The organism is Spectribacter hydrogenoxidans, from assembly GCF_031846275.1.
Classification (GTDB): domain Bacteria; phylum Pseudomonadota; class Gammaproteobacteria; order Nevskiales; family Salinisphaeraceae; genus Spectribacter; species Spectribacter hydrogenoxidans.
In genome coordinates, this window is the sequence record NZ_JAVRIB010000003.1 from 82,919 (window position 1) to 108,546 (window position 25,628).

The window sequence follows — 25,628 nt, forward strand, 5'->3', positions numbered from 1 at the left end:
GCTTCGCCCCACGTTGATGCGCCAGAACCTGCAGCACGGCGCCGTCTATGCGGTGGCCGGTGCCGCGGCCTTCGCCACCATGGGCGCGCTGGTCAAGCTGGCAGCGGCCGAGCTCCCCAACCCCATGGTGGTGTTCCTGCGCAATGCCTTCGGGCTGCTGATCCTGCTGCCCTGGCTGTTGCAACCCGGACTCGAGGGCCTGGCGACCCGCCGCCCCTGGGCCCATCTGCTGCGCGCCGCCGCCGGGCTGACCGCCATGTACTGCTTCTTTTTCGCCATTTCGCGAATGCAGCTGGCCAATGCGGTGCTGCTCAACTACAGCCAGCCGCTGTTCATTCCGTTCATTGCCTGGCTCTGGCTGGGCGAGCGCCCTGCCCGGCGTATCGCGCCCGCGGTGCTGATCGGATTCGTCGGGGTGGCGCTGATTCTCAAGCCCGACGCCGGCCTGGTGTCGCCGGTGGGTCTGATCGGGCTGGCCGCGGGCGTCCTCGCGGCGGTGGCGATGGTCGCCATCCGCGCCCTGAGCAGCACCGAGCCGGCCACCCGCATCGTGTTCTACTTCACTACCCTGGGCACGCTGATTTCGCTGGGGCCGGCCGTCTATCTGTGGCAGTCGCCCTCACCCGGCGCCTGGCTGGCAATGCTGGGAGCCGGCGGCTTTGCCACCCTGGGCCAGATCCTGCTTACCCGGGCCTACAGCGTGGCGCCGGCCGCGCATGTGGGATCGCTGATCTACGCGGCGGTCATCTTCGCCGGGCTGTGGGGCTGGTGGATCTGGGCGGAGATTCCGGACCTTTTCAGCCTGGCGGGAACCGTTCTGGTAGTCGCCGCGGCCTGCCTGGTGGTCTTTGCGCGGCGGTCTCAACCCGCCGAGGAGTGAGACTGTGCCGGTTGTTCGATCCATGCCCTGAACGCGTCGACCGGCATCGGCCGGCCGATCAGATAGCCCTGTAACAGATCGCAGCCGATCCCGGCGAGTGCCTGTGCCTGGGTTTCCTGCTCGATACCCTCGGCCACCACCTGGATGTCCAGCGCATGCGCCAGTTCCACCAGCGCGCGCACGATGGCGAAATCCGTGGATGAGGTGGTCACGTCGCTGACGAAGGATTTGTCGATCTTGATCTGCGCAACCGGCAATGATTTCAGATAGGCCAGCTGGGAATGTCCGGTGCCGAAATCGTCGATGGCGACCCCCACACCGGCTGCCTGCAACTGTCCCATCACCGCCCGGCCTGCCGGTTCGTCCGACATCAGCGTCTGCTCCGTGAGCTCCAGCATCAGCCGGTCGGCGGGTATTGCGCGTTCGGCCAGATATCGAGTCATCAGGTCGGCAAAGCCGGGTTCGGTCAGGGCCCGCCGGGATACATTCACGGACAGCCGCAGGTCCTGTCCGCACGCCCGCAGATTCGCGGCGATGGTCAGGGCTTCGCGCATCACCCAATCCGACAGCGGCACGATCAAACCGCTGCGCTCGGCCCGGGGAACGAATTCACCGGGCGGTAGCAGCCCGCGCCGGGGGTGCTGCCATCGCACCAGACATTCCGCGCCCACCAGCCGGCGGGTATCGGCGGTGACGATAGGCTGCAGGAACAGTAACAGTTCGTCGCGATCGATCGCCGATCGCAGTTCCGCGGTCAGGCTGAGCATTTGCGGGTCCAGCGGCTCGGTACGGGCCTCGTGCAACACGAAGTGCCCCCCGGCCCGCTTGGCCTGGTACATGGCCGCCATTGCATGGCCCAGCAGGGACTCTGCATCCAGGCTGTCGCTCGGGTAACTGGCAGCGCCGATGCTGGCAAAAAGATTCAGGCGATTGTCACCGACGGTGCAGGGGGCGGAGAGGGTACGCGTGGCAGCAGCCGCCAGGTCCGTCAACTGGTCACGATCACGCAGCCCGGGCAGCATGACGGCGAAACAATCACCCTCCAGGCGAGCCGACAGCGCGGCATCCGGCATGACGCGTCCCAACCGGCGCGATACCACACGCAGAATGTCGTCGCCGGCCGATACACCGAACGCATCGTTGATTTCCCGGAAGCCATCCAGATCCAGCACCAGCAATCCGACGACTGCGGGGCCGTGATCCGGGGCGGCGAGCAATCGCTCCAGTTCCGCCAGCAAGGCGTTCCGGGTGGCCAGACCGGTCAGTTCGTCGCGATGGGACAGCTGCGCCGCGTGGGCTTCGAGATACCGCGCCCGGGCACGCAGGGACTCCGTCTGATCCATGACCATGGCGCCGGCCTCGCTGGCCATCACCACGCTCACGTACTGCCCCCAGAAGGCGAACACCAGTGGCATGAGGTCCAGCAGCCACAGCGTGGGGGACTGCTGCTGTGCGGCAGCCAGAGTGGCGAGCGAAATGCGGCCGTGGTCGAGCCAGGCGGTCAGCAGGGTGGCCACGAAAACCGACAGGCAGGCGATGGCCAGGCCGAGATAGGCATGCCGCGACACCCGCGTCCGCAGCACCGCCCGATTTCGTGCGAACAACCCGCTGTTGCTGCCCATGGGTCGACGGCCCCCGCCGTGCCGTGCAGTTTATGCGCCGATGTTACGCGACCCGGTGCCCGTCTGCTGCATAGCCGGGGCGGCCAGTGCCCGCCAGACCACGTTTAACATGTCCAGGTGCCCGGCCAATCGTTGATAGGCCGCCGCCGCCTCGGCCGGCGCGCCACGCAGCCCGAATTCGATCACCCGCCGACCGCTGGCATTGGGCAGGCAGGACAGACGCACTTCGGGATGGGCCGCGATGACGTCGTTCATGGCGTCGATCAGGTCGCTTTCGGCGGCGTCGCGCGCCTCGAGCCGGTATTCGAGTGCACGTTCGGACGGGGCGTCGCTGGCGTATCGGTAATCCAGCACCCACTCGATCATAGGCCAGGCCATGGTGGGAAACCCCGGCACGAAATGGTGGCTGCCGAAGGAAAAGCCCGGTACTCGATTCACCGGGTTCGGAATCGGGCTGGCTCCCTCGGGCCAGTTCACCATCTGGATGCGCTGCGGGTAGGTGCGCTCGCCGAACACCGCCTCCAGTTCGGCCCGGCCCTCGGGGTGGATCGCCATCGGTACCCCGGCTGCCGCGGCGGCACACTGGCGCGTGCGGTCGTCCGGGGTCGCGCCGATGCCGCCGAAGGAGAAGACCACATCACCGCGTGCCAGCGTCCAGCGCAGGGTCTCGGTCAGCCGTTCGGGGTCATCCCCCACCGTCAGGGACCAGGACAGTTCCAGGCCGCGTTGGTCGAGCAGCTCGATGACCCGGGCCTGGTGTTTGTCCGTGCGCTTGCCGCTGAGCAGCTCGTCGCCGATCAGCAGGATGCCGAAGGCGGCAGGACTGACCGGATCCGAAGATTTTACCTTCACCATATGACCTAACCGCGAAGCACGCAAAGGACGCAAAGGAGTTCCCTTGTTCTTCCTTTGCGTGTCTTCGCGTCCTTTGCGGTTTGCGCGCCCCTACTCAGGCTCGGGAATCCAACCGAACTGCTCGATCGCCCCGAAGATGTCGGTTTCGGTGGTGATGCCGACCATCTCGCCGTCCTTTTCCACCAGCAGGCGGCTGACATTCTTCTCGGAAATGACGTTGGCGGCCTCGTGCAGATGGGTCTGCGGCGGCACCGTGATCACCGGCCGGGTGGCGATCTGTCCCACCGTCAGATCGACCGGCGATTTGTTCTCCTTCACGATTTTGGTGACGATGTCGCGTCGCGTCATGATGCCCCAGACGCCATCGGCGTTCGGCTCCACCACCAGCGAACTGACGTTGCTCTGGCGCATCTGGTGCATGGCGTCATGCACGGTGGTGGCGTCGTCGGTGGTGATCAGCGTGCGGGTCATCACGTCGCCGACCGTGTGCGGCGTGCGACCGGAGGCGATCATCTCCTCCAGCGGTTGCAGCAGGCGCCGGATCTCGCGCTGCTTGCGCTCGCGGGCGAGTTTCTCGGCCCGCTGCTTGCGCTTGGTTTCCAGATCGATGCCGCCGCGGATCTGCTCGATCAGGGCATCGGCGAACTCGCTGGTGCCGACCTCGGTGGCCCCTTCCATGTTGCGGGCGAAATCGTAAGTAACGATGCCGTCCGCCAGCACTTCCGGATAGGCCAGGCTGATCAGGTCCGCGGCCTCCTGCCAGCCGATGTATTCGAGCATGTTCACGCCCGAGAACAGCAGGCTGCCCGGGTTCACCTTGTTCTGGTTGGCGTACTTGGGCGCGGTGCCGTGGGTGGCCTCGAACACCGCGATGTTGTCGGACATGTTGGCGCCCGGCGCGATGCCGATGCCGCCAACTTCCGCCGCACAGGCGTCGGAAAGATAGTCGCCATTCAGATTCATCGTGGCCAGCACGTCGAAATCATCCGGGCGCAGCAGCATCAGCTGGAAGATGATATCGGCGATGCGATCCTTGATGACGATCTTGCCTTCCGGCTGACGGCCGCCGTACTCGGAGTAGAGCTCGTCCTCGGTGATGGTGCAGTGGGGGTACTCCTCGCGCGCCACCTCGTAACCCCAGGAGCGGAACGCCCCCTCGGTGAACTTCATGATGTTGCCCTTGTGGACAAGCGTCACGGATTCACGACCATTGTCGATGGCGTACTGGATGGCCTTGCGCACCAGCCGTTTGGTACCGAACTCGGAGATCGGCTTGATGCCGATACCGGCCTTGTCGAAGAAGCTGGCGCCCATTTCCTCACGCAGGAATTTGGCCAGCTTCTCGTTTTCCTCGGTACCGGACTGGTACTCGATGCCGCAGTAGACGTCCTCGGTATTCTCGCGAAAGATCACCACGTCGACCTTGCCGGGGTCCTTCAGCGGGCTGGGCACGCCGGCGTAGTGGCGCACCGGGCGCACACAGGCGTATAGATCCAGGGCCTGGCGCAGGGAGACGTTGAGCGAGCGGAAGCCCTCGCCCACCGGAGTGGTCAGCGGACCCTTGATGGCAACCCAGAGATCGCGGATCGCATCCAGCGTTTCCGCCGGGAAATAGTCGCCGTCATACAGGCGGGCGGCCTTCTCTCCCATGAAGAGTTCGGCCCAGTGCACCTTGCGCTTGCCGCCATAGGCCTTTTCCACCGCAGCATCCCAGATGCGCAGACAGGCCTTGGTGATGTCCGGACCGATGCCGTCACCCTCGACATAACCCAGAATCGGGTTGTCGGGAATCTGCATCTGCCCGTTTTCCACGGTGATCTTGTGTCCGGACTCGGGGTAGCGGATGTGCTTGTAGGCCATGCGTGCGCACTCCTCCTGGCGTTTATGAATCGTCGCGCGGGGTTGTTGTGCGCCATTCTAACACCCGCGCCATGACCGCCGGGTGTCGGCTAAGCCGGGATGCATTCACGAAAAAACCCGCCGGGCACGTGGCCGGGCGGGTTTCGGTAACCTCGAGAAGTGCGAAATCAGGCCGCGTCGGCGGCCTCCTGCAGCATGGTCTGCAGTTCGCCGGACTTGTACAGGTCGATGATGATGTCCGAACCGCCCACGAGTTCGCCCTTGACGAACAGCTGCGGAATCGTCGGCCAGTTGGCGTAGAGTTTCACCCCCTGGCGATAGACTTCCTCGTCCTCGAACACGTTGACGGCCTTGAACGGCACGCCGCAGATCTTCAGGGCCTCCGCGGCCTGCGCGGAAAAACCGCACTGCGGGAAATCCGGGCTGCCCTTCATGTAGAGCACCACGGGGTTGTTCTCGACTTCCTGTCGAATGATTTCGAGCGCGTCGCCAGTCATGGGTTGTCGTTTCCGTATCGTGGGACCAACGGCGCTATTGTACGCCACCGTCCGGGCAAGCGTGGTCATCCGGGCCCCAGCCGCCGCCACCCGGCGAGGCCACGACCAGCCGGTCACCCGCCCCCACTCGGCCCTGACATTTGCCCGGGAGCGCCTGACCGTTGAGGCGGTTGTCACCCATGGCGCCATCGCCACCGCCGGCCAGGCCCCAGGGGGCGCGCCGGCGCCGCTCGGTCAGCAGGGTGTAACGGGCCGGCCCCAGGAATTCCAGCTCCCGGAGCAACCCGTCGCCGCCGGGATGCCGACCGCCGCCGCCCGTGCCGCGGCGGATTTCGTAGCGGCGCACGCGCACCGGGAAATGCCGTTCCAGCACTTCCACCGGCGTATTGCGGGTGTTGGTCATGTGCGCCTGTACTGCCGAGGCGCCCGTCCGAACCGGGCCGCCGCCTAGGCCGCCACCCATGGTTTCGTAATAGTCCCAGGGCCGCTCGCCCTCGTGCCAGCCCATGGCAAGGTTATTCATGCCTCCGTGGCTGGCGGCGGGAATGCGCTCGGGCAGCGCTTCGGCCAGCGCCCCCAGTACCGCATCGACGATGCGCTGGCTGGTCTCCACATTACCGGCCGCCACCGCCGCCGGCCGCTGCGCATTGAGCAGGCTGCCGGCCGGTGCCGAGATATCGATGTCGTGAAACGCGCCGGCGCAACCGGGCAGATCCGCCGGCATTAGGCAGCGAAAGACATACAGGGTGGCGGCGGCCGTAACCGAGATGGGGCAGTTGACGTTGCCCGCGGTCTGGCCCGCGCTGCCGGTGAAATCCACCTGCATCGCCCCCTGCCGGGCCCGGATGCGACAGGCAATGGCCAAGTCGCGGTTGCCCTGGCCATCGTCGTCGAGATGATCGGTGAAGCGGTAGTCGCCGTCCGGAATCGCCGCCAGCGCGCTGGCCGCCAGACGGCGGGCGTACTCGTTGTAATCGGTCAGCGCCTGCAGGAAGCCGTCCGCCCCCTGGGCATCGATGAGCGCTTGCAGACGCTGCAATCCCACCCGGTTGGCGCTGATCTGGGCGGAAAAGTCACCGCGCGAGATGGTGGCATCGCGCAGCGGCGCCACCAGCCGGTTGAACACGGCCTCATCGATCCTGTCGTCGCGCAGCAGCCGGGTGGGGGCAATCACCAACCCCTCCTCGTCCAGCGACGAGGAAAGCGGCATGGAACCGGGGGATTCGGCGCCGATGTCGGCATGATGGGCGCGATTGGCGACAAATGCGATCAGCCGGCCGCGGTCGAACAGCGGCGCGATCATGGTCACGTCCGGCAGATGCGTGCCGCCCAGAAACGGATCGTTGAGCACCAGCATGTCGCCGGGCGCCCAGTCGCGGTCGCTGACGATGCCCCGCATGGCATAGGCCATGCTGCCCAGATGCACCGGGATATGCGCGGCCTGGGCGGAGAGATAGCCGCTGGCATCGAACACGGCGCAGGAGAAGTCCAGCCGGTCGCGGATGTTGGGCGAAAAGGCGGCGCGCTGGAGCACCGCCCCCATTTCCTCGCATACGGCCCGGATGCGGTGCGCGAACAGGCTGAGCTCGATCGCCGTCATGTCAGTGGGTCCCGACCCGGGGGTGGCTCATGTCATAATCCTGTGTCTGACCCGGCGCACCATTGAAATCCCTGCGTTCACCCATAGCATTGTGGGCGCAGTCGAGACATTCTGTCGATCAAACCAAAGGGGAATTACATGGCCTTTGAGCTACCCGATCTGCCCTATGACTACGATGCGCTCGAGCCGCACATCGACGGTCGGACCATGGAAATCCATTACAACAAGCACCACAACGCCTACCTGACCAAGTTCAAGGCGGCTGTGGACAACACCCCGCTGGCCGATCAGAAGCTCGAGGATATCCTCGCCAAGGCCGGCCAGCACGGCGACGCGGTTCGCAACCAGGGCGGTGGTTACTACAACCACATCGTCTACTGGGACAGCATGTCGCCCAGCGGCGGCGGCAAGCCCGACGGCAAGCTGGCCAGCGCCATCGACGATTCCTTCGGTTCCTTTGACGAGTTCAAGGACCAGTTCACCACCGCCGCCACCGGCCTGTTCGGTTCAGGTTTCGTTTGGCTGGTACCCACCGGCGGCAAGCTGGAAATCGTCAAGACCCCGAATCAGGACAACCCCCTGATGGACGTCGCGCCCGTCCAGGGCACGCCGCTGATGGGGCTGGACGTGTGGGAGCACGCCTTCTACCTCAAGTACCAGAATCGCAAGCCGGAGTACGTCGAAGCCTGGTGGAACGTCGTCAACTGGGACGGCATTGCCAGGAAGTTCGAACAGGTCGGCTAACGCCGGCGCCGAGGCTTCCGACGATAATCGGCCCCGTCGCTGGTGCGGCGGGGCCTTTGCGTTTAAAGACACCGTGAACGAACCCGATCACCTCATCCCGACCTATGCCCGCCAGCCCCTGGCATTCAGCCATGGCGAGGGCGTGTGGCTGACCGATACCGCGGGCAACCGCTACCTGGACGCCCTGGCCGGGATCGCGGTCAGCGCCCTGGGCCATGCCCATCCGGCCATGGTGCAGGCGCTGCAGGATCAGGCCGCCGGCATTCTGCACACGTCCAATCTCTACCGGATTCCGCATCAGGAAGCACTGGCCGACCGCCTGTGCGATCTGGCCGGCATGGAAGCAGTGTTCTTCTGCAACAGCGGGGCCGAAGCCAACGAGGCCGCGATCAAGCTGGCCCGGCTGCACGGCCACCGCCAGGGCATCGAGGAACCGCGCATCCTGGTCATGGAGGGCGCGTTTCACGGCCGGACACTGGCCAGCTTGGCCGCCACCGGCAACCCGAAGGCGCAAAAGGGATTCGGCCCCATGCCGGCGGGCTTCGTCCGGGTGCCCTACGGCGACGCGGACGCCGTTGCGGCTCACGCCGACGATCCGAACGTGGTCGCGGTGCTGGTCGAGCCCATCCAGGGCGAAGGCGGCATCCGCGTGCCGCCGCCCGGTTACCTGCCGGCCCTGCGCCGGTTATGCGACCAACAGGGCTGGCTGCTGATGGCCGACGAGGTCCAGACCGGCGTGGGCCGCACCGGCAACTGGTTCGCCTATCAGCACGACGCGGTGCAGCCGGATGTCGTGAGCCTGGCCAAGGGGCTGGGCGGCGGCGTGCCCATCGGCGCCACCCTGGTGGCCGGTCGGGCCACTGCCCTGTTCGGGCCCGGCAGCCACGGCTCCACCTTCGGCGGCAATCCGCTGGCCTGCCGCGCCGCCCTGGCGGTGATCTCGACCATCGAGGCAGAGGGTCTGACCGCCAACGCCGCCGCCCGCGGCGAGCAGCTGGCCACGGCCTTCCGTGACGGGCTGGCGAACGGCGACGGCGTGATCACCGTGCGCGGCCGCGGCCTGATGCTCGGCATCGAGCTGGACCGGCCCTGCGCGGTGCTGGTCGAACGGGCACGCGAGGCCGGCGTGCTGCTCAACGTCACCGCCGAGCGGGTGGTGCGCCTGCTGCCGCCGCTGATTCTCACCGCCGCGGAGGCCGACGACCTGGCCGACCGCGTCACCAAACTGATCCGCTCCTTTCTCGCGGAGTAACCCCATGTCGGTACGTCATTTCCTCACCCTCAACGACTTCCGGCCGGAGGAACTCCAGCGGATCATCGAACGGGCGGTGGAACTCAAGGATGCCCATCGCAACGGGCAGCTCACGCCCACGCTGCAGGGCCGCACCCTGGCGATGCTGTTCGAGAAGGCCTCGACCCGCACCCGGGTGTCATTCGAGGCCGGCATGGCGCAGCTGGGCGGCCACGCCCTGTTCCTGGCGCCGGGCGACACCCAGCTGGGCCGCGGCGAAACCATCGAGGACACCGCACGGGTGATCTCGCGCATGGTGGACGCGGTGATGATCCGCAATCACTCCCAGGCGCTGCTGGAACGCTTTGCCGAGTACTCGCGCGTGCCGGTGATCAACGCACTGACCGACCGTTTCCATCCCTGTCAGCTGATGGCAGACATGCAGACCTGGATCGAGGCCCGCGGACGCATCGCCGGCTGCACCGCGGCGTGGGTCGGGGACGGCAACAACATGTGCCAGTCCTACATCCACGCGGCGCGGCAGTTCGGCTTTTCACTACGCATCGCCACGCCGCCCGGCTACGAGCCGGATGCCGACATCGTCGACCGCGGCGGGGCCGCCGTGCGGCTGGGCAACGACCCGGCAGCGGCTGTGGACGGCGTGGATCTGGTGATCACCGACACCTGGACCAGCATGGGCGGGGATCACGAGCGCGACCAGCGACTGGCCGATTTCCGCGCTTTCCAGGTCAACGCGGCCCTGATGGCCCGGGCCGCGCCCGACGCCCTGTTCATGCACTGCCTGCCCGCGCATCGCGGCGAGGAAGTCACCGACGAGGTAATCGACGGCCCCCAGAGCCTGGTCTGGGAAGAGGCCGAGAACCGGCTGCATGTGCAGAAGGCGTTGTTGGAGTTTCTGATCCGGCCTGTGACGGAGCGGGGCTGACGCCGGGAACACTGGAACGCCTGAGGGCCGGTCGGTCGTTTCAAGTTTCGCATTTCAGATTCAAGAACCAGTGGCGACGTTCAAGTCGCTGCCCACGGCCTGCCCGCTGACTGGAAATCTGAAACCCGAAGCTCGAAACTGCTCTAGCGGCGGGCCGCCAGAACCAGCGAATACAACCCGCCCTCGGCCTCGAAATGCGCCGTTTCGACCAGCCCCGCGGCGGCCAGCAGCCGGCGGAAGGATGCCGGGGTGAACTTGCGGCTGATCTCGGTGAGAATCTCCTCGCCCCCGGCCATGTCGATCGAGGTGGCCAGCCGACCGAATGTCACCCGGTGGTCATGGCCGGCCCGCAGCCGCATCTCCACCCGCTGCAGTTCGGGGTCGTACACCGACCGATGGCGATAGTCCTCCACCGGGAAGTCCGCCTCCAGCGCGCAGTTGAGCACGTTAAGCACATTGCGGTTGAAACGGGCAGTCACCCCGGCAGCGTCGTCATAAGCGGCCGCCAGCACGGCCGGGTCCTTGATCCGGTCGAAACCGATCAGCACGTGATCCCCTTCCCGCAGGAGATCGGCGATCTCCCCCAGCATTGCCTCCGCCTCGCCGGGATGGAAGTTGCCGATGGTGCCGCCCAGGAACGCCACCAGGCGACGCCCCTCCGCCGGCAGCGGCAGACAGGACAGGCCGCCGTGGTAATCGCCTTCCAGCCCCCGCACCACCAGATCCGGATAATCGTCGATCAGCGCCCGGCCGCTGCTGGCAACCATCTCGGCGCAGACGTCGAACGGCCAGTAGGTCCCGGCCGGCGCGGTCCAGGCGTCGAGCAACAGACGGGTCTTGCGGCTGCTGCCACTGCCAAGTTCGAGCAGATGCCGCGGCCGGGACAGCGTCATGATCTCGCCAGCGTATTCCGCCAGTAACGCCGCCTCGGTGCGCGAGGGATAGTATTCGGGCGTGTCGCAGATCGCCTCGAACAGCAGCGAGCCGGTTTCGTCGTAGAAGTACTTTGGCGGCAGCCAGCGGGGCGGCGATAGCAGCCCCTCACGCACATCGTCGATCATCGAGGGAACGCGACGCGCCGGGGGAACGCTGGTACAGGACAGGCGCGCCGTCGAACTTGACTCGGTGGCCATGAGCTCATGCTTGGGTGGGTGTTCCGGCTAGGCTACCATCCGGTCATTGAATCGCCCATGACACACCATGTGCCGGATCGCCGCCTATCTGGGCCCCCCGCTGGTTCTGGCCGAGTTCCTCCAGCGCCCGCCGCACAGCCTCTATCGCCAGTCCTGGGCACCCCGGGAAATGCTCACGGCGACGGTCAACGCCGACGGCTGGGGCGTGGCCTGGCGCTGCGATGACGGCCGTCCCGGCGTGTACCGCCATCCCCTGCCGATCTGGGCTGACATCAATCTCGACAGCCTGGGCCGCAGCCTCGTCAGCCGCGAGTGGGTAGGCAATGTGCGCAGCGCCACCACCGGGCTGGGCACCAGCGACGTCAACACCCAGCCGTTCACCGCCGACGGCTGGCTGTTCACCCACAACGGCTACGTGGCCGATTTTGCCGCCGGCCTGCGCCGCGAGTTGCGCGCCGGCCTGTCGCCGGCCATCGAGGCCGATATACAGGGCAACACGGATTCCGAGTATCTGCTCGCCTGGTTACGCGAACAGCAGACCGATCCGGCCAATGCCCTGCGCCGAACCGTCACCTGGCTGCGCGACCATCTCATCGGCGACGATGATCGTGCCCTGCTCAACCTGCTGATCAGCGACGGGCAGATGCTCCATGCCACCCGCGCGGCGATCGGCGCCGACTGCCCCAGCCTGTACTGGCACCCGGGGCATTCGGGCTTCGGCGGCGGCTGTCTGATTGCCTCGGAAACCCTCGACGACGACGTCGGCTGGCAGCCGGTACCGCCACAGCACCAGATCAGCCTGGCCCCCGGCCGCGCGCCGGTGTTCGAACCGTGCTGAGCCCGACGCGGGAACAACGGCTGGGCGAGCTGCGGGCCCAGTGCCGCATCATGCTGATGGAGGCCGAACGGGATCGGCTTGCGACCCGATCCCAGCCCCACCCGGCGCTCAGTCCCCTGGCCTGGCATCTGGGGCACGTCTTCTTCGTGGAGGCCTACTGGCTGCGCGAGGTGCTGTTCGGCGACACCACCGCCACCGCCGCCTGGCAGGATCTGTACTTTCCCGAATTCTGCCCCAAGGACCAGCGCACGACCCGGCTGCCGCCGACCGGGGCCATTCTCGACTGGACCCGGACGCTGGAGCGCGACAACAACGCCTGGTGGGCAAGGGCGGATGGGAGCGGGCATCGTCTGATGGCGGACGGATATCTGCGCGATTTCCTGATCCAGCACTATGCGCAGCATCTGGAAACCATGACCATGGCTGATCGCCAGGCACGGGCACAGGCCGCCCCCGATGGCGCGGTTCTGCGCGAGGTCGCCGACCCGGCGCCGGCGATGACCGCCGTGGCTGCGAGCGACTACCAGGTGGGCAGCGACAGCGTAGCCACCTACGACAACGAACAGCCGACGCATCCGGTCCGGCTCGGGCCTTTCCGGATCGCCCGCCATGCCGTGACCAACGCCCAATGGCTGGCCTTCATGCAGGATGGTGGCTATGCCAATGACCGTCACTGGTCGGCAGACGGCCGCGCCTGGCGCGACCGCACCGGCTGTGTCTGCCCGCAGCACTGGCGTCCGCATCCGGATGGCGGCTGGCTCAGCGCCAACCCCGATGACCCGCTGCAACCCGATGCGCCGGTGCACGGCCTGTGCGCCCACGAAGCCGACGCCTTCGTCAGCTGGATGAACGCGCGCCTGCCGCACGAGCACGAATGGGAGGTCGCCCGGCAGCTGGACTATCTGGCCGACGCCGGACAGGTCTGGGAGTGGTGCGCCAATCCACTGTTCCCCTATCCGGGGTTCCGCAGCTTTCCCTACGAGAGCTATTCCACCCCCTGGTTCGACGGCGCCCATCGAGTCCTGCGCGGCGCCAGCCGCCACACCCTGCCGGAGGTGCACCGTCCCAGCTTCCGCAATTTCTACCCCGCCGACCATCGGCACGTGTTCGCCGGCCTCCGGCTGGCGGTGTGACCTCGGCAGAAGCGGCCTAGGCCTCTATACTGCAGCGCCGGACGCCCCGATACGGGCAACCGTTTCACTTCTGAAAAACTTAAATGGATGCCGGATTCCATGAGCACCGCCGAGCCAGACAACGCCCTTACGCTGCCGGACGATATCACCGAGACGGTGGCCACCGCCCTGGCCGAGGACATCGGCGACGGCGATCGCAACGCGGTGGTGGTCGACGAGGACAGTGCCGCCACCGCCCGGGTCGTTGCCCGCGAGGCCTGCGTGCTCGCCGGCGCCGCCTGGTTCGAGGCAGTATTCACCCAGCTGGACGATCGCTGCCGGGTGACCTGGCACTACCACGATGGCGACTCGCTGAAACCCGACACCATTATCTGCGAAGTCCGGGGGCCGGCCCGCAGCCTGCTAACCGGCGAGCGCACCGCGCTGAACTTCCTGCAGCTGCTGTCCGGAGTGGCCAGCGATACCCGCCGCTTCGTCGATCGGGTCAAGGGTACCCGGGTCCGCATCCTGGATACCCGCAAGACTCTGCCAGGCCTGCGCAGCGCGCAGAAATACGCGGTGCGCTGCGGTGGCGGGATCAACCACCGCTTCGGACTGTTCGATGGCATCCTGATCAAGGAGAACCACATCGCCGCGGCTGGCTCGATTGCCAACGCCGTCAGCCGCGCCCGCGAGGCCCATCCGGAACTGATGCTTCAGGTGGAAGTGGAAAATCTCAACGAGCTGGATGAAGCGCTGGCCGCGGACGCCGATTCCGTGCTGCTGGACAACTTCCCCAGCCACATCCTGTCGCGGGCGGTGAACAAGTGCCGCCGCCATCTGTTGCCCAATCGGCGCAGCGTGATCTCGGAGGCATCCGGCGACATCAGCCTGCGCAACATCCGCGACTATGCCGACACCGAGGTGGACCGCATCTCCATCGGCGGGCTGACCAAGAACGTCACCGCCACCGATTTCTCCATGCGGCTGCAGATGGACTGACTAGGTCGCCGATGCCAGCCGGTCGAACCCGGCCTTCAGGTCCGCGATCAAATCATCCGCCGATTCGAGCCCGGCATGCAGACGCAGCAGCGGACCCTCGTGGGGCCACCGCGTGGCACTGCGGGCCCCGGTGAGATTGACCGGCAGCACCAGGCTTTCGAAGCCGCCCCAGGAAAAACCCATGCCGAAGAGTTCCAGCCCGTCCAGCATCGCGGTCAGGGCCTGGCGGGAACAGGGCTTCAACTGCACGCCGAACAGGCCGCAGGCGGCACGGAAATCGCGCTGCCAGATGGCGTGGCCGGGGTCATCGGGCAGCGGCGGGTAGAGCAGTCCTTCCACCTCCGGGCGGCCGGCCAGCCAATCGCATAGCCGCAACGCGTTGTCGGCGTGGCGGGCCAGTCGCACGTCCAGCGTGCGCAGGCCACGCAGTCCCAGATAGACGTCGTCGGGCCCGGCACAGTAACCCATCTCGACCGCCGTGCGGCGCACGGTTGCATACCAGCTCTCGTTGGCCGTGACCGCCCCCAGCATCGCGTCGGCGTGGCCGACCACGTACTTGGTAGCCGCCTGGATGCTGATGTCCACCCCGTGCTCGAAAGCAGGAAAACCGATCGGCGTGGCCCAGGTGTTGTCGGCAATCACCGCCACATCGTGCGCCCGCGCCACCGCAGCCAGGGCGGGCACATCCGGCATCTCGAAGGTCAGCGAGCCCGGGGCTTCTACCACCAGCGCCACAGTCTCCGGCCGTATCAGCTCGGCCAGCGCGGCCGGGGTAATCCGCGGATCGAAGAAGCTGGTGGTCATGCCCAGGCGCGCCAGCATGCCGGCGCAGAGCTTGCGGGTGGGCAGATAGATATTGTCCGCCACCAGTAGATGCCCGCCCGCCTGCGCCACGCTCATCAGGGCCACGGTGATGGCGGCCAGTCCGGAGCAGGTCGTCACACAGCCGGCGCCACCCTCGAGTTCGGCCAGCAACCCCTCGAGCTCGAAGTGAATGGGGGTGCCGAAGCGTCCGTAGTAGACCCCCTCGAACGGATTGGCGGCCGCCGACTCCAACGCGTCGACGGTCGGGAAGATAACGGTGGACGCGTGATAAACAGGCGGGTTGACCATGCCGTGCTGACGGCGCGGTTCGCGGCCGCCATGCACCAGGCGGGTGGGCTTGTCCATGAAAACACTCTCCAGGCTGTCGCCGCCGCAGGATACAGGGGACGGCGTGTTCGTCCGTATACTGCCGGGATGCATCGAGCCTGCCCAGGACTGCTTTGGCGCCCCTTTCCCACACCCTGCTGAACGCCGCCGAAAGAGCCCTGGCGAGCCTGCCGCGCCGCCCCTGCACCGACGCTGAACGGGCCGGGCTGCGGGTGATCTCGCATCGCGGCGAGCGCGGCGATCCGGGGATTGCCGAAAACACCATCGCCGCGTTCGCGCCGCTGCCGGATCACGGTGTCTGGGGCCTGGAATGCGATGTTCGCTGGACCCGGGACGGCGAGCCCGTGCTGGTGCATGATCCCGATACCACGCGGGTTTTCGGCACGCCGCTGCAGGTTGCCGATACCGATTTTCGCCGTCTTCGCCAGGCCTGCCCGGGGCTGACCCACCTGGATGAACTGATCGAGCGATTCGCCGGTCGGCTGCATCTGATGATCGAACTCAAGACCGCGCCGCGCCCGGGGATCGACAAACCGCTCTCGGCGTCGCTGGGAGGCCTCGCCCCGGCTCGGGACTTTCACTTGCTGTCGCTGGCACCCGCCCTGTTCGATCACGCCGACGGTGTTCCGCCGTCCGCCTGGCTCCCGGTGGCCCGCACCAATGTCGCGGCCATCAGCCGCTTCGCCCTGACCCGGGGCTGTGCCGGCATGGCCGGCCCGTTCGCGCTGATCGGTCGCCGCCGGCTGGCGCGCCATCACGCCAGCGGCCAGCGTGTCGGCGTGGGGTTTCCCCGCCGCGCCGGGCTGGTGACAAGGGAAGCCATGCGCGGGGTGGACTGGTTGTTCACCAATCATGCCGTGGCCGTGGCGGGCATGCTGCGCCATGCCTGACACCGGCGTCAGGCGCTTTGCACCCGCCCCGGAATGGCGCACAATGCGATAAGATCGCTTTCCAGAAACCGGGGTGACCCATGTCCAGTACCGAACGACGCCTGCCGGCCCTGCTCGGCGCCTGTCTGCTGGCCGCGTGCGGCGGCGGGGGCAGTGGCGGGCCCGATCTGGCCAGTCCCGGCCAGCCGGGCGTCGGCGCCGGCACGGTGGATACCAGCAATGACCCGCCGCTGCGCACGGCGCAGGCCGATCTCGACGCGGCCCTGCATTGCACCCCGTTCGAGAATCCGGACAAGCCGCCGGTGCTGCTGATACACGGCACCACTGTCACCGGCACCGAGCAGTACACCGCCTTCTATACCCCGCAACTGGTCAGCCGCGGCTTCGACGTGTGCATCGTCACTTATCCCGACCGGGGCCTGATCGACCAGCAGATATCCGCGGAATACGTGGTCAATGCCCTGCGAAGCATTCACGGTGAGACCGGCCGCAAGGTGGCCATGATCGGGCACAGCCAGGGCGCCTCCATGCCACGCTGGGCGCTGCGTTTCTTCCCCTCGGCCCGGGACGCGGTAGCCGATTTCGTGCTGATTGCCGGCCCCAATCACGGCACGATCGTCTCGCTGCCGGCCGCGCTGGGTGAGCAGCTATTCGATCTGACGGGGCTAGGCAGCCTGCCGATCGGGCTGGTCCCGGAGGCCATCTATCAGTTCGCGCCGGGCTCGGATTTCGTTGCCGCCGTGAACAGCGGCGACGAAACCCCCGGTGATGTCGATTACACCAGCCTGTACACGCTGTTCGACGAGCTGGTCCAGCCGGCAGCGCCGGTACCCACGGCGGCGCTCGATTTCGACCAGGACAACCCGCGGGTGGCAAACATCCTGTTGCAGGATGTCTGCCCCGGTCACCCGGCAGAGCACTTCAGCATCGGCACCACTGACACCCTGACCTTCGCGCTGGCGCTGGACGCCATCAGCAATCCGGGGCCGGCCGATGTGGCCCGCGCCGGCGGGGCGTCGGAACTGTGCGGGCTGCTGCCGCTGGATCTTGCCGAACTCGCCATGCCGCAGAGGGCGGCCGATCTGCTGACGATCGTGGCCAGCACGGTCGGCAACGGGCCGCCCGACCCGCATCTGGCGGCCGGCGAGCCGCCGCTGATGGATTACGCGCAGGCGGCCGGCGACTGACCCGCCGCGCCGGGGTCACGCACCCTGGCGTTGGAGAAAATCCAGCACCAGTGAGTTGAAGCGGTCCGGCGAATCGATCGGCGTGGCGTGGCGGCTGTTGTCCACCACCGACAGTTCGCCACGCGGCAGGGCATCCACCGCGACCTGTTTCTCGGCCACCGGGGTGTAGTCATTGGCCGCGGCAACCATCAGCGCCGGACAGTCGATACGGCCAAGGCGATCCGTCACCGACCAGCCGGGCAGCGATCGCAGCGACCACAGGTACTCGCGCTTCCGGTTCGCGCCGTAACGCTGCACGAACGTCTCCCGGAGCTCGGCCTGATCCGCATCCGGAAACAGCCGGTCACCGATCATCGTCGCCATGCGCTGCATGCCCAGGCACTGCACCACCACCAGCCGCATGGCCACCTCCAGCAGCTTGCGCAGCGAGGTGATCGAGAAATCCGGCGGACAATTGACCACCACCAGCGCACGCACCCGGTCCGGCTGACGCGCGGCCATCTCGAAGGCCGTAGCCCCTCCCATCGACAGCCCGACCAGCCGCGCGGATGGAATACCCAGCGTGTCCAGCAGCTGCCAGACATCGTCGGCAAACTGCCCGACCTTGTAAGGCCCACGCGGCTTGTCGCTGTCGCCGGAACCGCGCAGATCCGGGGCAATCACTTGATAATGCTCGGCGAACGCCGGTATCTGGTGTTCCCAGTCGAGGCCGCTTGAGCCCAGACCATGCAGCAGCACCAGGGGGTCACCCTGCCCCTGGTCGCGGTAGTGCATACGGAGTCCGTTGGGTAGTTCCGCCACTGCCATGATCAGGGCCTCCCGTCCGCCGGCGCCAGCTCGCAGAAGCAGTGGGCATAGAAGCCGCGTGGATCGGTAAGGCCGTGCCGCAGCCAGTTGAAGGCCGGATCCGTCGGCACCTGCGTCAACCAGTCGGGCAGGAAGCTCAGGCCGGCCTGCGAGGACAGCAGCTGGCGCAGCAGCGCCTGCCAGTTGCCGGGCGGGCGAATGGGCTTGAGATCGTAGTCCCCCGGCTGCAACCCTGCGAGTTCGGCGGTGGCCGTCAGCGCCTGGTCGAAACCACCCAGCGAATCCACCAGCCCGATGCGCTGGGCATCGGCGCCGCTCCACACGCGGCCCTGGGCAATCTCGTTCACCGCCGACTTCTGCATGTCGCGAGCCTCGGCCACACGGCCGATGAACTGGTCGTAGGTGTGCTCGATGCCGGTCTGGATGATGCGCTTGACCATCGGACTCAGCGGCCGATCGCCTCGCAAAGCACCGGACAGCGGCGTAGTGCCGACGCCATCGGTATGAATGCCGAGTTCCGCCAGCGGCTTGCCATAGGTGGGAATGATGCCGAACACGCCAATGGAGCCGGTGATGGTGGCCGGCTGGGCCCAGATCTGGTCTGCATCCATGCTGATCCAGTAGCCCCCCGAGGCCGCCGTGCCCGCCATCGACACCACCACCGGCTTGCCGGCCTCACGCGTCAGCGCGACTTCGCGCCGGATGCGTTCCGAGGCGTAGACCGACCCGCCCGGGCTGTTCACCCGCAGCAGCAACGCCGCCACCGAATCATCCCGACGCGCCTCGGCCACCAGCTTGGCCACGGTTTCGCCGCCGGCGGCCCCGCGCATGCTCTCACCGTCCACGATCGGGCCTTCCACCACGACCAGTCCGATGCGGTTGTCGGTCCGCGGCTCGGGCTGGGCCGATTCGGTCGCACTCAGGTACTGGAAGTGATTGATCTGACGGAAACTGCCGTGCTCGTCGTCGGCGCCCACGATCTCCCGCATCGCCTCACGGGTCGCCTCGAGGGAAGCGATCTCGTCCACCAGGCCGGCAGCCCTGGCCATGGCTGCAGCGTCACCGCCGGCGTCGGCGAGGTTGGCATCGAACTTCGCCACATAGCCTTCGATGTCGGATGACGCCAGTTCGCGGACGCCGGTGATCTCGTTCAGATACACCTTCCACAGCGATTCCAGCCAGGCCCGGTTGGCGGCCCGGGCCGGCGGCGACATGTCGTTGCGCAGGAACGGCTCGACGAACGACTTGTATTCGCCCACGCGGAACACGTTGATATCCACGCCCAGCTTGTCGAGCGCCTCGGCGAAGTACTTGCGGTAGACCGCATAGCCCTCGACGAATACATAGCCCATCGGATCCAGATAGACGTGATCGGCATGGGCGGCAAGTTCGTACTGGGCCTGATTGTAGCTCGGCGACCAGGCTACCACCCGCTTGCCCGACTCACGAAAAGCGTCGATGGCGTCGGTAAGGTCCTGCAGCTGGCCGGCGCTGGCCGCGCCCAGCTGATCGAGCTTGAGAAAGGTCAGCTTGATGCGCTCATCCTCAGCCGCCCGGTCGAGCGCTTCCACCAGATCCCGCACCACGGTCTGCGGCTCGGGGCCGCTGATCAGATCGCGGACCAGGGCATCCGGCGCCGCCATGTCGCTCTGTTCGATCAGGTCGCCGGTCGGCGCCCATACCAGGGCGATATCCTCCTCCACCGTGACCCCGCCACCGCCGAAGAAGATCAGATAGGCTGACACCGGTACCGCCAGCAGAAACAGCAGGATAAGCAGCGCGTAGAAACCGGCAGCCACCCGCCATATCAGGCGAAAGAAGCCGCCGAGGATGCCTTTTTGCTTGGCCAAGTCGATCACCGTTGAAAGTGCAGATGCCATGGTACGTCAAGGCCCACGAGCCGCCCAAGCCAACCCCACCCCACCCGGTTGGACTCGCTCTAGTAGAATTACGGCCAATCGGCGTTGCCCCGGATGGCACCGCCTTCCGTTACCGCAACCAGCAAGCCCCGATCATGAATGATGCCTCCGCGAACATCCCCCACCACAAGCTGATCATCCTGGGCTCGGGCCCGGCCGGCTATACCGCAGCGGTGTATGCCGCCCGCGCCAACCTTGATCCGGTGCTGATCACCGGTATCGAGCAGGGTGGCCAGTTGATGACTACCACCGACGTCGACAACTGGCCCGGGGACGTCGAAGGCCTGCAGGGTCCGGACCTGATGACCCGCATGCTGGCCCATGCCGAGCGCTTCGATACCCGGGTGCTGTTCGACCACATCAACGCGGTGGATTTCAGCCAACGTCCACTGCGTCTGGAGGGCGACCGCGGCGGCTATACCTGCGATGCGCTGATCATCGCCACCGGCGCCACCGCCAAGTATCTGGGCCTGCCCTCGGAGGAAGCCTTCGCCGGCAAGGGGGTTTCCGCCTGCGCCACGTGCGACGGGTTCTTCTACAAGGGCCGCAACGTGGCAGTGATCGGCGGCGGCAATACGGCGGTGGAGGAAGCCCTTTACCTGTCGAACATCGCGGCCAAGGTCACGGTGGTACACCGGCGCGATCAGTTCCGCTCGGAAAAGATCCTGGCCGACAAGCTGCGCGACAAGGCCGAGAACGGCAACGTGGAGATCATCTGGAACCATGTCCTCGACGAAATCCTGGGCGACGACATGGGCGTCAACGCTGCCCGCATCAAGTCGGTGGCCGACGGCACGCCCCGCCAGCTGGATGTCGACGGCGTATTCATCGCCATCGGGCACAAGCCCAATACCGACATATTTGCCGGACAACTGGACATGGAAGGCGGCTACATCTCGGTCAATAGCGGTACCCGGGGCAACCACACCGCCACCAGCGTGCCCGGTGTGTTCGCGGCCGGCGACGTGATGGATCACGTCTACCGCCAGGCCATCACCTCGGCCGGCACCGGCTGTATGGCCGCCCTCGACGCCGAGAAGTATCTCGACCAGCTGGCCGAGGAAACCGCCGGAACGGCCGCAGCCGAAGCCTCCTGATCGGCCGATGCGCCACCACACAATTCACCCGACGCTGGCCCTGATCGCCACGGTGGCGTTACTCGCCGCCTGCGCCTTTCAACTACCGGGTACCAACCCGGTGGACCCTGGTCTATCGGAGGCCCGCAAGACGGTGGTGTCCAATGCTACCGCCCAGATCAACGCGCCGTACCGCTACGGCGGCACCGACCGCAAGGGCTTCGGCAACGCCGGCCTGATGCATTTCGCCTATGCCGCGGCAGGCATCGGGATTCCGAACCGCACCCCGGGTCAGCTCCGCGCGGGCCGGCCGATTGAGTTCGGCGAGGCCCTGCCGGGCGATCTGCTGTTCTATCGACTGAGTGACACCGGCGACGCCGAGCCCCATGTCGGCATGTTCATCGGCTCGGGCGAGATGGTGCACGCCAGCGTCGACCGCGACCAGGTAGTGCTGGAGACGGTGGACAACGCCTTCTGGCAGAAACGGCTGGCCGCGGTCATCCGCATTCTGCCCTGATCCGCCGCCCACGAAAAAGGCGCCCCGCGGGGCGCCTTCTCGCTGCCGATGACGGCGTTTCGGGCTAGAGCTTCTCGCGGATACGCGCGGACTTGCCGCTGCGCTCGCGCAGGAAGTAGAGCTTGGCGCGACGCACGTCACCCCGGCGCTTGACCTTGATCTCCGCCAGCTGCGGGGAGAAGGTCTGGAACACGCGCTCCACGCCCTCGCCGTGCGATACCTTGCGCACGGTGAATGCCGAATTCAGGCCGCGGTTGCGCTTGGCGATGACCACGCCGTCGAAGGCCTGCAACCGCTCGCGGTCACCTTCCTTGACGCGCACCTGCACGCTGACTTCGTCGCCGGGCCCGAATGCCGGGATCTGCTTGCCCTGCTGCTGTTCTGCCTCAAGTTCCCGGATGATGTCGCTCATTGTTCGCTGGCCTGTCGCTGTAAGGGTCGGCTGAGAAAGCCGCACATTGTACCTGAAATTCCGGCGATGTACCGCCACCGAGCGGGAATTTTCATTCACCGGCGCCGGTTTCGGCCACGAACTCCGCCAACAGCACCCGCTGCTCGTCGGTCAGCGTCAGTGCATCGAGCAGATCGGGGCGATGCAGCCAGGTGCGTCCCAGCGCCTGTTTCAGGCGCCAGCGGCGGATTGCGGCATGATCCCCGGACAACAGCACCGGCGGCACCGGTTCGTCACCGCCAGGCGGCCGGGTGTAATGGGGGTGATCCAGCAGTCCCGCGGCAAACGAATCATCCGCAGCCGATTCGTCGTCGCCCAGGGCGCCGGGCAACAGCCGAATCACTGCATCCAGCAGCAGCATGGCCGGCAGTTCACCACCGGACACCACGAAATCGCCCAGCGATATCTCCGCGTCGATATCGGCATCCAGCACCCGCTGATCAATGCCCTCGTACCGGCCACACACAAGCACCAGATGCGGTGCCTGTGCCAGCCGGCGGGCCCAGCCATCGCTGAAGCGCTCGCCCTGCGGCGTGAGCGCGAGCACCGGACCGCAGGTTTCACGCGTGTGACGGATCGCGGTGAGCGTGTCCCGTAACGGTGCGACCTGCATGACCATGCCGGGACCGCCGCCGTAGGCCCGGTCGTCCACGCGACCCTGGCGGTTGCCGGCCCGGTCCCGGGGGTTCCAGGTCCGCAAGCTGACCAGCCCCCGCGCCGCCGCCCGGCCGGTCACGCCGTGGCGCTCGACCTCGCGGATCAGTTCGGGAAACAGGGTGACGACGTCGATGTCCACGGCGGGCTCAGAAATCCGGGTCCCAGTCCACCACGATACGGCGCTGGCCGGTATCGACATCCTCGACCACGGGCCCCCGCACGAAGGGAATCAGCCGCTGCCGGCCGTTTTCCACCACCAGCACCGGATGTTCGCCGGTGTCCATGAGGCCGTCGACGCAGCCGAGGTCGACACCCTCACGGGTCACGACCCGGCAACCGAGCAGATCGGCCCAGTAGACCTGGCCATCGGGTAAGGAGGGGAGCGCTTCGCGCGCCACCCGGACGTCGAGCCCGACCAGCGCGGCGGCAGTGTCCCGATCCTCGATCGGGGGCGCGTCGCCCGTGGCCAGCAGGGCCACCAGGCCGCGGCCCTGCTTGCGGTGATGGCAGACGCGCATCGGCGACGCGTCGTCGCCGAGATACCAGAGGGTGTAATCGAAGATCGCGACGGGTGGCTCGGTGTAGGAATACACCTTCAGCCACCCGCGAACCCCGAACAGGCCGCTGATGCGGCCCAGCAGGACCGTGTCGGTCCCGCCCGGCACGGCAGACTACTTCTGCTCGTCCGACTCGCTGCCGGCGTCTTCGGCCGGTGCTTCGTCGGCGGCCGCTGCGTCCTCCGCCGGGGCGGCTTCTTCCGCCGGCGCAGCCTCTTCTGCGGGTGCCGCATCCTCGGCAGGCGCGGCCGCTTCGGTGGCTTCCGCCTTGGGCGCCGCCGGCTTGGGCTTCGGCTTGCTCTTGGGCGGTGCCGCGCGGGCCGGGGCCTCTTCGATGCCGTTCTTGTCGAAGTGCTTGATCAGGTGGGTGACGCGCTCGGACGCTACCGCACCCTGGCCGCGCCAGTATTCAATGCGTTCACGATCAAGCTTGAGCGGCGTCTCGCCGCCGATCGCAATCGGGTTGAAGAAACCCAGGCGCTCGATGTAGCGACCGTCGCGCTGATTGCGCTTGTCGGTCACGACAATGTGATAGAACGGGCGCTTCTTGGCGCCGCCGCGGGCAAGCCGAATCCTGACCATATGCTTTCCGGTAATTGATTGCCATTGGCCGCCGGGCGGCGGCTGCAAACCGCGCATTGTACGCATTTTGGCGCAAATGCCAACTGTCTGGGACGCGACCCGATCCAGGCGGGCCATGCCCAGCGGGATCAGAACGGCGGGCGTCCCCCGGGGCCACCGCCCATGCCGCCGCCCTGCAGGCCTCGCATCATCTTCTGCATGCCGCCCTTGGAAAACTTCTTCATCATCTTCTGCATCTGCATATGCTGCTTGAGCAGCCGGTTCACGTCCTGGACCTGGGTGCCGGAGCCGGCGGCGATGCGGCGCTTGCGCGAGGCGCGGACCACATCCGGGAAGCGCCGTTCCTGGGCGGTCATGGAGTCCATGATCGCCAGCATCCGCTTGACCTGGGTCTCGTCGGCCGCTCCGGCCATGCCCTTGGGCATGCCGGCGCCGCCCGGCATCTTTTCCATCAGGGCGCTCAATCCGCCCATCTGCTGCATCTGCCGCAGCTGCTCGCCGAGGTCATCCAGGTCGAACCCCTTGCCCTTCTTGAGCTTGCGGGCCAGCTTGTCCGCCTTGTCGCGATCGACCTTCTGCTCGGCCTCCTCGACCAGACTGAGCACGTCGCCCATGCCGAGGATGCGCGACGCAACACGATCGGGGTGGAACGGTTCCAGGGCGTCGAGCTTCTCGCCCGTGCCCAGGAACTTGATCGGCTTGCCGGTGACCTGCCGGGCGGACAGGGCCGCGCCGCCCCGGGCGTCGCCGTCGACCTTGGTCAGCACCACGCCGGTCAGCGGCAACGCCTCGCCGAACGCCGCAGCAGTTCGGGCGGCGTCCTGGCCGGTCATGGCATCGACCACGAACAGGGTCTCCACCGGATCGAGCGCGGCGTGCAGTCGGCCGATCTCGTCCATCATCGCCTCGTCGATACCCAGCCGGCCGGCGGTATCCACGATCAGCACGTCCTTGAAGCCCTTGCGTGCCGCGTTCAGGGCGGCCCTGGCGATGGCGACCGGCTCATCCTCCGCCCGGCTGGGGAAGAATTCGGCACCGACTTCACCGCTCACCCGCTCCAGCTGGTCGATGGCCGCGGGACGATAGACGTCGCAGGACACGGTCATCACCGATTTCTTCTCGCGCTCCCGCAGGGTACGGGCGAGCTTGGCCACGGTGGTGGTCTTGCCAGAGCCCTGCAGGCCGGCCATGAGAATCACCGCCGGCGGCTGGGACTTCAGCGCCAGCACCGACTGCTCACTGCCGAGTACCGTCACCAGTTCGTCGTGGACCACCCTGACCATCGCCTGACCCGGGGTCAGGCTACTGGACACTTCGGTGCCCACCGCCCGTTCACGCACCCGGTCGATGAAATCCTTGACCACCGGCAGCGCGACATCGGCCTCGAGCAGGGCCATGCGCACTTCCCGGAGGGTGGTCTTGATGTTGTCCTCGGTCAGCCGGCCGCGTCCGCGGATGGTCTGCAGGCTGCGATTGAGGCGTTCGGAAAGACTGTCGAACATGGCGTCTCGGC

25 protein-coding genes are annotated in these 25,628 nt (G+C 66.9%); 11 read left to right on the top strand and 14 right to left on the bottom strand.

The features are described 5' to 3' along the window. Window positions 1-16 precede the first annotated feature (16 nt). Window positions 17-880 (top strand): DMT family transporter, encoded by an 864-nt coding sequence (locus RM532_RS03540; protein WP_311651764.1) that lies wholly within the window; start codon window positions 17-19, stop codon window positions 878-880. On the opposite strand, the gene RM532_RS03545 is transcribed toward RM532_RS03540, so the two are convergent. From RM532_RS03545 to RM532_RS03570, 5 genes are all read right to left on the bottom strand, one after another. After that, window positions 862-2,502: a putative bifunctional diguanylate cyclase/phosphodiesterase gene (locus RM532_RS03545; RefSeq protein ID WP_311651766.1), complete on the bottom strand. Its 1,641-nt coding sequence runs from the start codon at window positions 2,500-2,502 to the stop codon at window positions 862-864. The genes RM532_RS03540 and RM532_RS03545 overlap by 19 nt on opposite strands. A gap of 30 nt (window positions 2,503-2,532) precedes the next feature. After that, window positions 2,533-3,357 carry a competence/damage-inducible protein A gene (locus tag RM532_RS03550; protein ID WP_311651767.1) on the bottom strand — a complete coding sequence of 275 codons (825 nt, stop codon included), beginning with the start codon at window positions 3,355-3,357 and terminating at the stop codon, window positions 2,533-2,535. Window positions 3,358-3,447: 90 nt separating this feature from the next. After that, window positions 3,448-5,217, bottom strand: a complete 1,770-nt coding sequence (icd, locus tag RM532_RS03560) for an isocitrate dehydrogenase (NADP(+)) (RefSeq protein ID WP_349255256.1) — start codon at window positions 5,215-5,217, stop codon at window positions 3,448-3,450. 167 nt (window positions 5,218-5,384) lie between these two features. Continuing rightward, a complete protein-coding gene (gene grxD, locus RM532_RS03565) occupies window positions 5,385-5,714 on the bottom strand; it encodes a Grx4 family monothiol glutaredoxin (RefSeq protein ID WP_311651768.1) in 330 nt (109 codons plus the stop codon). Between the two features lie 34 nt (window positions 5,715-5,748). Further along, window positions 5,749-7,314, bottom strand: a complete 1,566-nt coding sequence (locus RM532_RS03570) for a hydantoinase B/oxoprolinase family protein (protein WP_311651770.1) — start codon at window positions 7,312-7,314, stop codon at window positions 5,749-5,751. A gap of 138 nt (window positions 7,315-7,452) precedes the next feature. Between RM532_RS03570 and RM532_RS03575 the strand changes: the two genes are divergently transcribed. The 3 genes from RM532_RS03575 (at window position 7,453) to argF (ending at window position 10,235) form a co-directional block, all read left to right on the top strand. Continuing rightward, the gene (locus tag RM532_RS03575; protein WP_311651771.1) at window positions 7,453-8,058 is read left to right on the top strand and encodes a superoxide dismutase; all 606 of its coding nucleotides are present in this window, start codon (window positions 7,453-7,455) and stop codon (window positions 8,056-8,058) included. Window positions 8,059-8,131: 73 nt separating this feature from the next. Further along, window positions 8,132-9,310, top strand: a complete 1,179-nt coding sequence (locus tag RM532_RS03580; protein ID WP_311651772.1) for an acetylornithine transaminase — start codon at window positions 8,132-8,134, stop codon at window positions 9,308-9,310. Between the two features lie 4 nt (window positions 9,311-9,314). Beyond that, entirely contained in the window at window positions 9,315-10,235 is a 921-nt protein-coding gene (gene argF, locus RM532_RS03585) for an ornithine carbamoyltransferase (protein ID WP_311651773.1), read from the top strand. A 143-nt stretch (window positions 10,236-10,378) separates the two neighbouring features. Here argF and egtD read toward each other — a convergent pair whose 3' ends face one another. Beyond that, window positions 10,379-11,368 carry an L-histidine N(alpha)-methyltransferase gene (gene egtD / locus RM532_RS03590; protein ID WP_311651774.1) on the bottom strand — a complete coding sequence of 330 codons (990 nt, stop codon included), beginning with the start codon at window positions 11,366-11,368 and terminating at the stop codon, window positions 10,379-10,381. Window positions 11,369-11,435: 67 nt separating this feature from the next. On the opposite strand from egtD, the gene RM532_RS03595 reads away from it, so the two are divergent. The 3 genes from RM532_RS03595 (at window position 11,436) to nadC (ending at window position 14,320) form a co-directional block, all read left to right on the top strand. Further along, window positions 11,436-12,206: a class II glutamine amidotransferase gene (locus RM532_RS03595; protein ID WP_311651775.1), complete on the top strand. Its 771-nt coding sequence runs from the start codon at window positions 11,436-11,438 to the stop codon at window positions 12,204-12,206. Continuing rightward, window positions 12,200-13,339, top strand: coding sequence for an SUMF1/EgtB/PvdO family nonheme iron enzyme (locus tag RM532_RS03600; RefSeq protein ID WP_311651776.1), 1,140 nt, complete (start codon window positions 12,200-12,202; stop codon window positions 13,337-13,339). The genes RM532_RS03595 and RM532_RS03600 overlap by 7 nt, the downstream gene beginning before the upstream one ends. A gap of 99 nt (window positions 13,340-13,438) precedes the next feature. Beyond that, window positions 13,439-14,320, top strand: a complete 882-nt coding sequence (nadC, locus tag RM532_RS03605; RefSeq protein ID WP_311651777.1) for a carboxylating nicotinate-nucleotide diphosphorylase — start codon at window positions 13,439-13,441, stop codon at window positions 14,318-14,320. Here nadC and metC read toward each other — a convergent pair whose 3' ends face one another. Further along, window positions 14,321-15,490 carry a cystathionine beta-lyase gene (metC, locus tag RM532_RS03610; RefSeq protein WP_311651778.1) on the bottom strand — a complete coding sequence of 390 codons (1,170 nt, stop codon included), beginning with the start codon at window positions 15,488-15,490 and terminating at the stop codon, window positions 14,321-14,323. A gap of 95 nt (window positions 15,491-15,585) precedes the next feature. Between metC and RM532_RS03615 the strand changes: the two genes are divergently transcribed. Both RM532_RS03615 and RM532_RS03620 read left to right on the top strand, forming a co-directional pair. Next, window positions 15,586-16,362: a glycerophosphodiester phosphodiesterase gene (locus tag RM532_RS03615; RefSeq protein ID WP_311651780.1), complete on the top strand. Its 777-nt coding sequence runs from the start codon at window positions 15,586-15,588 to the stop codon at window positions 16,360-16,362. 80 nt (window positions 16,363-16,442) lie between these two features. Further along, window positions 16,443-17,549 carry an esterase/lipase family protein gene (locus RM532_RS03620; RefSeq protein ID WP_311651781.1) on the top strand — a complete coding sequence of 369 codons (1,107 nt, stop codon included), beginning with the start codon at window positions 16,443-16,445 and terminating at the stop codon, window positions 17,547-17,549. Window positions 17,550-17,564: 15 nt separating this feature from the next. Here RM532_RS03620 and RM532_RS03625 read toward each other — a convergent pair whose 3' ends face one another. Together RM532_RS03625 and sppA are read right to left on the bottom strand one after the other, a co-directional pair. Next, window positions 17,565-18,356, bottom strand: coding sequence for an alpha/beta fold hydrolase (locus tag RM532_RS03625; protein WP_311651782.1), 792 nt, complete (start codon window positions 18,354-18,356; stop codon window positions 17,565-17,567). Window positions 18,357-18,358: 2 nt separating this feature from the next. Further along, window positions 18,359-20,206 carry a signal peptide peptidase SppA gene (gene sppA, locus RM532_RS03630; protein ID WP_311651783.1) on the bottom strand — a complete coding sequence of 616 codons (1,848 nt, stop codon included), beginning with the start codon at window positions 20,204-20,206 and terminating at the stop codon, window positions 18,359-18,361. 164 nt (window positions 20,207-20,370) lie between these two features. On the opposite strand from sppA, the gene trxB reads away from it, so the two are divergent. Together trxB and RM532_RS03640 are read left to right on the top strand one after the other, a co-directional pair. After that, a complete protein-coding gene (gene trxB / locus RM532_RS03635; RefSeq protein WP_311651784.1) occupies window positions 20,371-21,372 on the top strand; it encodes a thioredoxin-disulfide reductase in 1,002 nt (333 codons plus the stop codon). 7 nt (window positions 21,373-21,379) lie between these two features. Beyond that, on the top strand, window positions 21,380-21,868 hold the full coding sequence (locus RM532_RS03640) for a C40 family peptidase (RefSeq protein ID WP_311651786.1): 489 nt from the start codon (window positions 21,380-21,382) through the stop codon (window positions 21,866-21,868). 64 nt (window positions 21,869-21,932) lie between these two features. On the opposite strand, the gene rplS is transcribed toward RM532_RS03640, so the two are convergent. From rplS to ffh, 5 genes are all read right to left on the bottom strand, one after another. Then, the gene (rplS, locus tag RM532_RS03645; protein WP_311651787.1) at window positions 21,933-22,280 is read right to left on the bottom strand and encodes a 50S ribosomal protein L19; all 348 of its coding nucleotides are present in this window, start codon (window positions 22,278-22,280) and stop codon (window positions 21,933-21,935) included. Between the two features lie 91 nt (window positions 22,281-22,371). Next, complete coding sequence (gene trmD, locus RM532_RS03650; RefSeq protein ID WP_311651788.1) at window positions 22,372-23,115, bottom strand: tRNA (guanosine(37)-N1)-methyltransferase TrmD; 744 nt, start codon at window positions 23,113-23,115, stop codon at window positions 22,372-22,374. Between the two features lie 7 nt (window positions 23,116-23,122). Beyond that, window positions 23,123-23,641, bottom strand: coding sequence for a ribosome maturation factor RimM (rimM, locus tag RM532_RS03655; RefSeq protein WP_311651789.1), 519 nt, complete (start codon window positions 23,639-23,641; stop codon window positions 23,123-23,125). Between the two features lie 6 nt (window positions 23,642-23,647). Then, on the bottom strand, window positions 23,648-24,232 hold the full coding sequence (gene rpsP, locus RM532_RS15905) for a 30S ribosomal protein S16 (protein WP_349255257.1): 585 nt from the start codon (window positions 24,230-24,232) through the stop codon (window positions 23,648-23,650). An 11-nt stretch (window positions 24,233-24,243) separates the two neighbouring features. Then, window positions 24,244-25,617, bottom strand: a complete 1,374-nt coding sequence (gene ffh / locus RM532_RS03665; RefSeq protein WP_311651790.1) for a signal recognition particle protein — start codon at window positions 25,615-25,617, stop codon at window positions 24,244-24,246. Window positions 25,618-25,628: the final 11 nt, after the last annotated feature.